The organism is Providencia rettgeri (assembly GCF_001874625.1).
Classification (GTDB): Bacteria; Pseudomonadota; Gammaproteobacteria; order Enterobacterales; family Enterobacteriaceae; genus Providencia; species Providencia huashanensis.
In genome coordinates this window covers 4,695,363-4,707,261 of sequence record NZ_CP017671.1, presented here as the reverse complement: position 1 = coordinate 4,707,261, position 11,899 = coordinate 4,695,363, and the positions used below count along the sequence as shown (strand labels likewise).

The window sequence follows — 11,899 nt, the reverse complement described above, 5'->3', positions numbered from 1 at the left end:
AATGTTATTTTCCAGTGGTTCGGTATTCATTTTGCGTGCTTTACCGCAAAAAAAACACCGTAGTTTGTGTGAATTGGCTGTAATTAGCTCAACACAAAGGTATACTCTGAACCCTTTGATATTCGTTTTTAACTAACGGGAGTGATTGCCCCCCATGATCCAAGAAATCATGCAATTTGTAAGCCGGAACATGTTATTGAGTCTGGTTTGGATAGCGTTATTAGTTGCTGTGGTCGTAATGACCTTTAAAGGTCTTTTCTCTAAAACGAAAGTGATTGCTCGTTCACAGGCGATTACACTGATTAATAAAGAAGAGGCAGTTGTTGTGGATTTGCGTACTCGTGACGATTTCCGCAAAGGGCATATAATTGATTCTATTAACTTAACACCGTCTGAAATTAAAGATAACAATTTAGGCGAATTAGAAAAACATAAACAGAAACCCGTCATTATTGTTTCTGCGAGTGGTATGGAATCAGCTAAACCTGCTGAGCAACTTGCTCAATACGGTTTTGAAAAAGTTTTTGTCCTAAAAGAAGGGATTGCTGGCTGGGCAGGTGAAAACCTTCCATTAGCTCGTGGTAAGAAGTAGTTACCATATATAATAGTTAATCTTGAGTTGCATGTATTAATATGTAACTTGGGTAGTGCAATGCAGAGAGTCTTCTGTAACTCAAAATGAAATTATTTGGGTTACAGTTAGGCGCAAGTGAAGGTATCCAAGGAGCCTACATCAGTATGTGACTTGGGTAGCGCGATGCAGCGAACACCTTCTGTGGCTTAAGAAACAAGGCTTTCCTTGGGTTATTTGGGCTACAGGCAGGCAGCAAATGAAGGTATCCAAGCAGCCTACATCAGTATGTGACTTGGGTAGCGCAATGCAGCGAACACCCCTGTAACTCGAAGAATAACAGGGAAAACTCATATGGAAGTTAAAAGGTACTAAACTATGTCAGAACAAAACAACTCAGAAATGGTATTTCAAATTCAGCGTATTTATGCAAAAGACGTTTCATTTGAAGCACCTAACGCGCCTCATATTTTTCAACAAGAGTGGCAGCCAGAAATTAAATTGGATTTAGATACATCTTCAAATCAGCTGTCAGAAGGCGTTTATGAAGTTGTTTTACGTGTCACGACCACGGCAACGTTAGGTGAAGAAACCGCATTCCTGTGTGAAGTTCAACAAGCAGGCGTTTTCTCTATCGAAGGTATTGATGGGACTCAAATGGCGCATTGCTTAGGTGCATACTGCCCGAATATCCTGTTCCCATATGCACGTGAAGCGATTACTAGCTTAGTGGGTCGTGGTACATTCCCACAATTGAACTTAGCGCCAGTTAACTTTGATGCACTGTTCATGAACTACTTACAGCAGCAACAAGGTGAACAAGCGCAGAACTCAGAAGCTCAACAGGACGCTTAATGGATACTGCTTCAATGACAGTGATCGGTGCCGGCTCGTACGGCACCGCTTTAGCCATTACGTTGGCGCGTAATGCACATCAGGTCGTGTTATGGGGTCATGACCCAAAACACATTCGTCAATTAGAACAAGATCGTAGCAATCAGGCTTTTTTGCCTGGCGTTTCTTTCCCTGATAGTTTATCTCTCGAAACGGACTTAAAACGTGCCGTTGAGGCGAGCTCGAATATCTTGATAGTCGTCCCTAGCCATGTTTTTGGCGATGTACTAAAACAAATCCAACCTTATTTACGAGCAGATTCGCGCATTATTTGGGCGACGAAAGGCTTAGAAAGGGATACCGGTCGTTTGTTACAAGATGTGGCACGTGAGGTATTAGGCAATGAAATTCCTCTAGCAGTTTTGTCTGGGCCTACCTTTGCAAAAGAGCTAGCAGCAGGCTTGCCAACAGCAATATCGGTGGCGGCAAGTGATAGCCAATTTGGTGATGACCTACAACAACTTTTCCATTGTGGTAAAAGCTTTCGGGTTTATAAAAACCCAGATATGGTTGGGGTGCAACTTGGTGGCGCAGTCAAAAATGTGATTGCTATCGGGGCGGGTATTTCAGATGGCATGGGCTTTGGTGCCAATGCACGGACTGCCTTGATCACCCGCGGCCTTGCTGAAATGAGCCGCTTAGGTGCAGCACTCGGTGCTGACCCTTCAACCTTTATGGGGATGGCAGGGCTTGGCGATTTAGTGTTAACTTGTACCGATAACCAGTCTCGTAACCGCCGTTTTGGTATGATGTTAGGCGATGGCATAACGGTTGAACAGGCAGAAAAAGAGATTGGCCAAGTGGTTGAAGGTTATCGGAATACCAAAGAAGTCCGTGCTCTTGCTGAACGTGCTGGGGTGGAAATGCCAATTACAGAGCAAATCTATCAAATCCTCTATTGCCATAAAAATGTACTAGAGGCGGCGCAAGCATTACTGGGGCGAGCGACCAAAGATGAAATTGCTGATATGCCAAAACTGCATGATTAATAAAAATTAACCGCATTAAGAAGTTACATAATAGGGTAATTATAAAAATAGATAGGTGAGTGATTATGTCGCGTGAAGAATTGGATAGAATTTGGGACTTCATTAAAGAAGAAGCGAAGTCGCTTGCTGACTGCGAACCACTCCTAGCCAGTTTTTTTAACGCGACATTATTAAAGCATGATAACTTGGGTAGCGCACTTAGCTATATGTTAGCGAATAAACTCAGTTCACCTATCATGCCTGCTCTTGAAGTCCGCGAAATCGTTGAAGAAGCATATCGCAATGACGAAGGCATGATTTTCTCCGCAGCAATGGACTTAGCTGCGGTTCGCCTACGTGACCCTGCCGTTGATAAATATTCCACTCCATTATTGTACCTGAAAGGCTTCCACGCCTTGCAAGCCTATCGCATCGGGAATTGGTTGTGGAAAGAAGGCCGCCAAGCGCTGGCGGTTTACCTGCAAAATCAAATTTCTGTTTCATTTGGTGTCGATATTCATCCCGCAGCTCGTATTGGTTGCGGTATTATGCTTGACCACGCAACAGGCATTGTCATTGGTGAAACGGCTATTGTGGAAAACGATGTATCTATCTTGCAATCGGTTACCCTCGGCGGTACTGGGAAAACCTGTGGCGACCGTCATCCTAAAGTCAGAGAAGGGGTGATGATTGGCGCGGGGGCAAAAATTTTAGGTAATATTGAAATTGGTCGCGGCGCAAAAATTGGTGCGGGTTCGGTTGTTCTTCATCCTGTTCCGCCACATACTACCGTTGCAGGGGTCCCTGCGAAGGTTGTTGGTAAGCCAAGTAGCGAAATGCCGTCCTTAGAAATGGACCAAAACTTTAACGGCAGTATTTATGGTTTTGAAGATGGTGATGGGATTTGAGTTGCGGGAAGGCGTAATAGGTAGTGAGTTGCTCACTATCGTTGTTATTTTTCAATAGTGTGTTTTTTAAACACATTTCCCTTTTTAAACTGAGTAATCGATTTATTTAAATGTTCGGCATTAGCGGGTGAACGTAATAAATAAGTGGTTTCATTGATACGACCCAATGGGGTATTCGTGGATTGCTCAGTTTGTTTAGTAAAAGGCTCTTTCATTAAAATATCTCGCTTATGTTCAGAAAAGTCACCTATCCCTCTAAATAATTCGAGCGGTACATTGCTTGGGTATTGGTGTGAAGCCAACACCCATACTGCTTGAAGTATGGCTAGGGGGGGCTAGTCTTTTAGTAACGCCCCTGCATACCCCAGCTGTCTCCATGCTTCAAACACCACAACCGCCACGGAGTTGGATAAATTCATACTGCGGCTATCGGCTAGCATTGGAATACGAATTTTTTGCTCCATTGGCATGTTATCGAGAACATAGGGTGGCAACCCGCGTGTTTCCGGGCCAAACATCAAATAGTCATTTTGTTGGTAACTGACATTACTGTGGCTGGGTTTACCTTTGGTGGTTAAGGCGAAGACGCGAGCACCACTTTCTGACTGGTTATTATCGGGGTTTAACCCCTCACTTTTTAAGAATGCGTAATAATCATGGTGATGTTTGATATCAGCAAACTCGCTGTAATCCAACCCTGCACGGCGTAGGCGCTTATCATCCCAAGTAAAGCCTAATGGGTGAATAAGGTGTAAATCAAAGCCGGTATTAGCGCAAAGGCGAATGATGTTGCCGGTATTTGGTGGTATTTCTGGTTCGAATAAGACGATGTGTGGCATAACGTTAAGCTGATATTTGTAATGATGAAATAAATGATGGGTGGAGTTTACGCGCAAATGGGTTTATTTTCATGTGGAACTTTTATTTGCGGGCTAAAAATTATTTGCACTCTAAAAACAAAAAACGAGCCATAAAGGCTCGTTTCTGAATTAACTCGTTGAGGTTAGCTGTTATAACCGTTAGGGTTCATAGACTGCCAACGCCAAACATCATCTGCCATATCTTGGATAGAATACTGTGCCGTCCAGCCTAAGTCTTGTGCTGCTTTTGCTGGGGTTGACCAATATTCAGCAATATCACCAGGGCGGCGGTCTGAAATAGTATAAGGGATTGGTTTACCAACCGCTTTTTCAAATGCAGCGACCACCTCTAATACACTGGTGCCTGTACCTGTACCAAGGTTATAAATATGAAGCCCAGCTTGCTGACTAACTTTATTTAGTGCAGCAATATGCCCATCAGCCAAATCCATTACATGAATATAGTCACGAACGCCGGTCCCATCTTTAGTCGGGTAATCACCACCAAACACAGCGAGCTCTTTACGACGACCAACTGCCACTTGTGCGATAAATGGCGTCAGGTTATTTGGAATACCATTCGGGTCTTCCCCCATCAAACCTGAATTATGCGCACCGACAGGGTTAAAATAGCGCAGTAATGAGATAGACCACTCGTTATCTGCAATGTTTAAGTCAGTCAAAATACGCTCAACCATATATTTACTGGTGCCATATGGGCTATTCGTATTACCAACAGAAGCCTCTTCCGTTAATGGTATATGCTCAGGTTCACCATACACTGTCGCCGATGAGCTAAAAATTAGGCTTTTTACGCCCGCTTTTTTCATGCTTTCCACTAATACCAATGTGCCATTAACGTTAACATCATAGTATTCAATCGGTTTCTGTACTGACTCACCAACCGCTTTTAACCCAGCAAAGTGAATGACAGAATGAATTTTGTGATTAGCAAAAATGGTATCTAATACTTGGCTATCGCGCACATCACCTTGGTAAAAGACCGGCTTAACACCTGTGATAGCTTCAATGCGGTTTAGCACTTCAAGGTTAGCATTATGCAAATTATCTAAAATAATCGGCTGCATTCCCTGCTGGATCATTTGTACACAGGTATGGCTACCAATATAGCCAAGACCACCAGTAACGAGAACTTGTTGATTATTCATCTCAATATTCCTGAGTCTTAATATTCGTAATGGTAGTTATAATCGTCAGATCTTGCATCAATACCATTCAAGATCACACCGGTAATTTCGATATCATTTTGCTTAAAGCGTTTCAGTGATAAATCAACATCTTTCACGGTATTTACCCCGTAGAAAGCAATCAGTAATGAAGTACCGACATATTTACCAATAATCGCCGAGTCGGTGATCGCCAAGATTGGGGCGGTATCGATCACCACAATATCGTATTGGTTTTTTACTTTATCGAGCAACTGTTTAAAGCGCTCGCTCATTAGTAACTCAGAGGAGTGAGTGACATTTTTACCACGGCAAATCACATCTAAATTTTCAATTACATTAGAGTGAATGGTGGGTGACTCTAGGTTCGACTGAGATAAATACTCAGATAACCCAGCTTTATTATTTAACCCGAAAGCTTTGTGCAAACGGCCTTTGCGTAAGTCGGTATCGATTAATAACACTTTCTTACCTGCGTTAGCCAGTACCACTGCCATATTGGAGGTAACAAAACTTTTCCCGACACCGGGTGAGGCGCTGGTGACCATAACTAGGTTGTTACCTTGGTTCATCACCGAAAAATACACACTGGTGCGTAAGGAACGGATTGCTTCTACCGCGGTATCGGCTGGGTTTTCTATTGCCAATGGGCTCTTGTTGCCAGCCTCAATCAGTTTTTTCTCATGGGTAGAGAAAGGAATCGTGGCATAGACATTAATCCCGAGCGCATCGATATCTTCAGTACTTTTAATTTTATTATTAAAGAACTCGCGAGCTATCACATATGCACAACCGAGAATCAAGCCAAGGATAGTGGCTAGGGCAACAATTAGTGATTTTTTCGGAGCTATAGGTTTTGGTTGTGATTCAGCGGAATCAATAATACGCACATCCGCAGTGATACCGGAGTTTAATACACTGAGTTCTTGCTGTTTCGCCACCAATTGAGTGTAAATAGCTTGCTCAGATTCAACATCACGAGTTAAACGGACAATTTCTTGTTGGGTATTCGGTAATTTTTGAATATTTTTGCTGATCTTTTCTTTTTCCCGTAACAGTTGTTGGCGTTTATCGAGTAATGACTGATAAGCGGGGTGGTTACGGGTATACAGTTGCTGGATTTCCACTTCTTTAAATGTCAGCTCATTGAGTTTTTCTTCCACTTGTAATGCGCTATCAAGGGCAGATTTGGCCTCTAAGGAAAGGTCTATAGACTCATTTTTTTTACGAAATGCATTAAGCTGGTTTTCGTAGTTATCTAATTTCTTTTTAATAGTCGGTAAGTAGCCTTCTAAGAACACTAAGGTGTTATTAGTGACTTCTTTTTTACGTTCAGTGTTCTGGTCGACATAGTTTTGGATAACACTATTGAGGATTTTAACATTTTCGGTTTTATCTGCCCCTTTAATCGCTAAGCTGATAATCCCTGTCCCTTTCCCCACTTCAGCAATGGTTAAGGTATTACGTAAGTCTTCAATCGTCGAGTAGCGGGCATTTTTAACTAAAGTAAATTCCTCGCCAGTTTCTGCAGTAAAGCTTGAGATCAATAAGCTAATCTCACCTTGTTGTAGCACTTCCCCCACTTTGCCTTGCAATACTTGCCCATCAATATTTAAGGAGTATTGGCCATCCCCCAAATAGGTTAATGTAAATGGCTGACCAATCAGGCTTTCAGGTAGCTGAAATAGGGCAATATCAATAGGCGCAACTTTACCCAGCAACTTATTGAGGAAGCCCTCAGGAGCGGCTTGCGTATCTAAGTTTAGGTCTGCAACGGTTTTACCCAACACCATGCGTGATTTAATCACTTCAATCTCTGAATCCACTTGGTTATTGCTATTTCCAAATGGCATTACATCGTTCATTTGGTCAAGTAATGATACCTGACCTAATTTATCGTATTGTAATGTAGCATTAGCTTGGTAAATTGGTGTTGCGAGTAGGCTATAGGCTATGGCAATCGCTGCAAAAATAACAGTAAAAAACCCAATTTTAATGGTATTGGATTTCAAAACTTTAAACAGAGCGAGCAGATCGATTTCATCTGAGGCAGGGGAGCTATTTTTTGTTGTGTTCATAATAGGTTAAATGTTTAGTCATCCAATAAATAAAATTAAATTTTTCCTTGCCAAGCAATCGCGGCTTTTTCCATTAACTGATAAACATGTTCAAACATTTCATCACTGCGTTTATGGGGGTCAGGGATCTCGGTTTTATTAATCCACTGGCCAAACAACATCACTTTGCCACGGGTTTCAGGAAACAATTGGTGGATTTTAGCAATATGGTCATTTTCCATCACTAGGATTAAGTCGGTTTTTTTACATAATTCGCTAGTTAAACGACGGGACTGATGGTTTTCCAAAGAAAGGCTATGTTGCTGTGCAATGCGGATGGCACTGTCATACGCGGGCCTATCATTTTGAGCGATAATGCCCGCGGAATGAACGGTTTTTTCGGGAAAATACTGTTGTAATAAACGCTCCCCCGTAGGAGAGCGACAGATATTACCCATACAAACAACTAGGATATGGTTAAACATAGCTATTACCAATCGTGAATACGTTTAGTGCCTTCTGTTAATTGATTATAAGAGGCAATGGTTGGTAATAATTGGGTGATTAAACGGTTCCAACGTACTACAGGCGCCGCAGTCACATACACTAAATCATACGGTTGTAATTTAAATTCGGTACCCATTACGAGTGAGGTGGCATCGGATAAATCTAACTGATATACCGCGGCCATTTTTTTAGGTAATAACGCTTCGAGTTCTTTATCTTCTGCTGGCTGGTTTTTAATTGGGCGGATAACAAATACACCTGTTGCATTGGCTGTGGTCTGGTTAAGGCCGTTTGCTTTACTTAGCGCCTCAGTGATACTCATACCTGCACGGTCAATAGTCAGCGTGGTTGGTTGGCCGACTTCCCCCATCACAAATACTTTTTGGCTATCATTACGCGGCACATACAGGACATCACCTGATAGCATTAAATGGTTTTGGGTTAAATCCCCATATTGCACAAGGGATTGCAGTGAAATTCGAGTTTCTTTGCCATTACGCGTTAAAACTACATTATCCCAATCGGCTTTTTCGGTTAAACCACCCGCATTATTAAAGGCTTCTAAAATAGTCAGCGGTACGTTAGTAATTGGCAAAGTACCCGGTTTTGCCACTTCACCTGATACATACATTTTCTGCGAGCGGAAAGCGGCAATGCTGACATCCACTTGTGGGGATTCGATATAAGTGGCTAAACGGTTGCTGATTAGGGTACGGATTTCAGTAACGGTTTTACCGATCACTTTGACTTTACCAATATACGGGTAGTAGATAGTCCCATCGGAATGTACCCAGTTACCCGAGTCTTGTGCACTACGGTATGAACCTGCGGGGATAGTCAGTTCAGGGTGGTCCCAAACCGTAATGGTTAATACATCACCAGCACCCACACGGTATTCATAGTGAGTAAGTTGCTTTTCTAACTGAGAATTTGGTTTAGCAATAATTGGAGCGGTGTACATATCATCCAAGAGTTTTGGTGAAATGGGGTAGATATCCACCAATTTGGTAATATCACGGTCACCCGTATCAACCACATTTTTGCCTGAGGTTGACATATAGGCACCGGGGGTGATGGTGCAGCCAGTCAATGCGGTTAGCATCAGTACAGTAACAGAAAGGCGCTTCATAAATACACTCTATCCCTATAGCAATATGGTTAAGGCTTTAGCCTATTTTATTTAAATTCGTGCTGAACTGTATTAGCGATACCTTTTTCCAGTGTGACTGGTGGAGTAAATGAGGTATCAGCAATGTAGTTTGATTTGAATTGTGTTCTTGCACAAAACTTTTTCACCCTGATACTGCTGACTGGAAATTCTTTACCTGTCATCTTAGAAAGAATATCAAAACAGTAGCCGCCTAAGATCCCGATTGGGTAAGGGATACGGATATTCGATTTAGGCTTATCTAATGCATTACAGATGACTGTAGTGAGTTCATTCATGGTGAAATCAGGTTTATCAATATAATTGAAAACATGTTTTCCTGTTGTAAATGTGGTCGCAAAATAAATAAATGCCGCGACATTTTCAACATAAGCCATCGATTTTTGGTTATTCCCTGCACCGATCATTAAGAAACGGCCTGAAGCAATTTGGCGGAATAAATTATAAACGTTACCGCGGTTATTTTCACCAAAAACAACTGTTGGGCGTATAGTGACTAAAATATTATCCGCTGACTTAGCTTGCCATGCATCATAGACATATTCGGCTTCAAGTTTTGATTTGCCGTAGTCGTTAAACGGATGATATTCGCCGTTTTCGCCAGTTTCTTTTTCAACAAAGCCATAAACAGCGACAGAAGAGGTAAATACAATATGTTTAATGCCAAGTTGTTCAGCCACATCACAGACATTTTTAGCACCATCAACATTCACTTCATAGTAAAGGCTAATTGGGTGCACATTATCTTTATGTTGAGCAGATAAATTAATAATAACATCACTGCCTTTTAATGGCTCAATAAGTGTTTCAGGTTTGGTAACATCACCAAATTCCCATTTTTCAGGATGAGCTTCGCTTTTTTGAATATCAACAATTTTGAAATCGATATTTTGGGATTTTAATTGATTAGAGAGACGGGTGCCGATAAAACCGGAACCACCGATGATAGTTAGCATATTGAACCTTTATTTTCTTAATTTTTTATAAACTTTAGATAACATGTAAGTTGGTAATAATCTAGGGAGGCTACGTATGATGAAATTTGAATAGGCTCCGATAGGAGAATCAATATTTTTTTCTATTTTCAATTTTGCAAGTTGTAATTCACTTTTTATATATACTAAGCCTTTTCGTCTTTTCACCATGGAGTCGCCACCACGAACATTAACTAATACCTCATCAATGTTTCCCACTTGGTGACCTGCCGCAATAACTCTTATCCATAAGTTGTAGTCTTCCATATAAAGATGATGTTGATAACCGCCAACAGATTCAATTACATCTTTACGAAAGGCTACGGTCATATGATTGAAAGGGTTTCTACGTTTTATATATTCTCTAATCTCATTATTATTAATTGGAACTCTTCTTTGTCCTAACGACGTCACCATAGATGAATCAAATTCTTCAGTATTAGAGCCAAATAATGTTACATCAGAATGATTTTTTATATAGTTAACTTGCTTCTTAAATCGATTAGAAGAACAGAGGTCATCGGTATCCATACGAAAAACCCAATCATAAATACAGTGCTTTAAACCTTCATTTAGAGCATTACCTAATCCTAGGTTTTTTGATAAACGGATAACCTTGATCGGTAATAAATGACTAAATTTTTTTACGACGGAGTTTAACTCCTCATTTATTTTTCCATCGAATACTAAAACTATTTCAGATGGTGTTAGGGTGTTTTTTTGAATGCTTAGTAGACAATCATGTAATGAATTTGGTGCCTCTTTATTATAAAGAGACATTAAGATGCTAAAATTTACTGAGTTATTTAATTCCATATTATATCAATATATTATTTTTTGGCAGAAGTGTGATTAATGATTCTTTTTGATAATAAAATAAAAACTAAATACTTAAGTTTTTTTATTATAGTCTTAGTGATTATAAATGATGTTGATTTATTTTGTTCTGCTTTATCATCAAGAATATTAAAATTTAATTTTAATTGATGAAGTGCCTTTGAGTCATCTAACCCATGTAAAAAACTTAATTTAATTAAGTAAATATACGTACGTTGAGTGAAGTAAGATAAATCATTCCGTAGATAAAGATCGGTTATTTCCTTATATAGTTCTTGATATAGTTTTATAACGAAAATTTTATTTTGATTAATAGATGTTCTTACTGTGCTGCTGTTTTCTATTTTATATCTAAAAAGTTTATCTGGAATATAAGTTATATTATTATTTGTTGCTAGTAGTGCTTTTATTATAAAATAAATATCCTCACCAAATGAATATCCAGAAGGGAATGTTAAATTATTATTTTTTAGAAAGGTTAAATTAAAGCAAGTAGCACAAATGCAAATGTTCATTTTTTTTAGAAAGAACATTTTCAATATTTCATTTTTATAAAACTCTGCTTTTGTATTTGGATTTGCATTTTTAATGTTAGTAATATCATAGTTGAAAATAATAACTTCCGATTTCTCATTTAAGTTTTGGTCTAATTTATCGAATAAATTTAACTGGTATTCATCATCAGCATCTAAAAATAATATAAAAGTTCCGTTCGCTTTGGTTATTCCATTATTTCTGGCGCTTGAAACTCCGCAATTTTTTTGATGAAATACTGTGAAGTTTTGTACTTTACTACATAACTTATAAGTTTGATCTATCGAGCCATCATCAATAATGATGAATTCAATATCATTTCTTATTTCTAGTATAGTATTAGCAAATCTAACTAGATAAGGAATATGTTTCTCTATATTATAAGCAGGAATGATGACGCTATATTTTATCTTTTTCATAGGTAATTATATTAA

13 protein-coding genes are annotated in these 11,899 nt (G+C 39.7%); 4 read left to right on the top strand and 9 right to left on the bottom strand.

The window, feature by feature from the left end; all coding sequences use genetic code 11:
- The first annotated feature begins 154 nt into the window (after positions 1–154).
- The 4 genes from RB151_RS21935 to cysE all read left to right on the top strand — a co-directional run bounded on the left by RB151_RS21935 (position 155) and on the right by cysE (position 3,341).
- Entirely contained in the window at positions 155–592 is a 438-nt protein-coding gene (locus RB151_RS21935) for a rhodanese-like domain-containing protein (protein ID WP_042846716.1), read from the top strand.
- 357 nt (positions 593–949) lie between these two features.
- Positions 950–1,426: a protein-export chaperone SecB gene (gene secB, locus RB151_RS21930; RefSeq protein ID WP_042846715.1), complete on the top strand. Its 477-nt coding sequence runs from the start codon at positions 950–952 to the stop codon at positions 1,424–1,426.
- Entirely contained in the window at positions 1,426–2,454 is a 1,029-nt protein-coding gene (gene gpsA, locus RB151_RS21925; RefSeq protein ID WP_042846714.1) for an NAD(P)H-dependent glycerol-3-phosphate dehydrogenase, read from the top strand. Before secB ends, gpsA begins: the two co-directional genes overlap by 1 nt.
- A gap of 65 nt (positions 2,455–2,519) precedes the next feature.
- On the top strand, positions 2,520–3,341 hold the full coding sequence (gene cysE, locus RB151_RS21920; protein WP_071548778.1) for a serine O-acetyltransferase: 822 nt from the start codon (positions 2,520–2,522) through the stop codon (positions 3,339–3,341).
- Positions 3,342–3,385: 44 nt separating this feature from the next.
- Here cysE and RB151_RS23545 read toward each other — a convergent pair whose 3' ends face one another.
- From RB151_RS23545 to RB151_RS21875, 9 genes are all read right to left on the bottom strand, one after another.
- A complete protein-coding gene (locus RB151_RS23545; RefSeq protein WP_237071498.1) occupies positions 3,386–3,643 on the bottom strand; it encodes a hypothetical protein in 258 nt (85 codons plus the stop codon).
- A gap of 33 nt (positions 3,644–3,676) precedes the next feature.
- Positions 3,677–4,180 carry a tRNA (uridine(34)/cytosine(34)/5-carboxymethylaminomethyluridine(34)-2'-O)-methyltransferase TrmL gene (gene trmL, locus RB151_RS21910; protein ID WP_042846710.1) on the bottom strand — a complete coding sequence of 168 codons (504 nt, stop codon included), beginning with the start codon at positions 4,178–4,180 and terminating at the stop codon, positions 3,677–3,679.
- 164 nt (positions 4,181–4,344) lie between these two features.
- Complete coding sequence (galE, locus tag RB151_RS21905) at positions 4,345–5,370, bottom strand: UDP-glucose 4-epimerase GalE (protein WP_071548776.1); 1,026 nt, start codon at positions 5,368–5,370, stop codon at positions 4,345–4,347.
- Positions 5,371–5,387: 17 nt separating this feature from the next.
- Positions 5,388–7,466 carry a polysaccharide biosynthesis tyrosine autokinase gene (locus RB151_RS21900; protein WP_187265070.1) on the bottom strand — a complete coding sequence of 693 codons (2,079 nt, stop codon included), beginning with the start codon at positions 7,464–7,466 and terminating at the stop codon, positions 5,388–5,390.
- A gap of 35 nt (positions 7,467–7,501) precedes the next feature.
- The gene (locus tag RB151_RS21895) at positions 7,502–7,930 is read right to left on the bottom strand and encodes a protein tyrosine phosphatase (protein WP_071548774.1); all 429 of its coding nucleotides are present in this window, start codon (positions 7,928–7,930) and stop codon (positions 7,502–7,504) included.
- A gap of 5 nt (positions 7,931–7,935) precedes the next feature.
- Positions 7,936–9,081, bottom strand: a complete 1,146-nt coding sequence (locus RB151_RS21890) for a polysaccharide export protein (RefSeq protein ID WP_071548773.1) — start codon at positions 9,079–9,081, stop codon at positions 7,936–7,938.
- Positions 9,082–9,128: 47 nt separating this feature from the next.
- Positions 9,129–10,076 (bottom strand): NAD-dependent epimerase/dehydratase family protein, encoded by a 948-nt coding sequence (locus tag RB151_RS21885; protein WP_071548772.1) that lies wholly within the window; start codon positions 10,074–10,076, stop codon positions 9,129–9,131.
- A 9-nt stretch (positions 10,077–10,085) separates the two neighbouring features.
- Positions 10,086–10,874, bottom strand: coding sequence for a glycosyltransferase (locus tag RB151_RS21880; RefSeq protein ID WP_237071496.1), 789 nt, complete (start codon positions 10,872–10,874; stop codon positions 10,086–10,088).
- A 50-nt stretch (positions 10,875–10,924) separates the two neighbouring features.
- Positions 10,925–11,884, bottom strand: a complete 960-nt coding sequence (locus tag RB151_RS21875) for a glycosyltransferase family 2 protein (protein ID WP_071548770.1) — start codon at positions 11,882–11,884, stop codon at positions 10,925–10,927.
- Between the last annotated feature and the right edge of the window lie 15 nt (positions 11,885–11,899).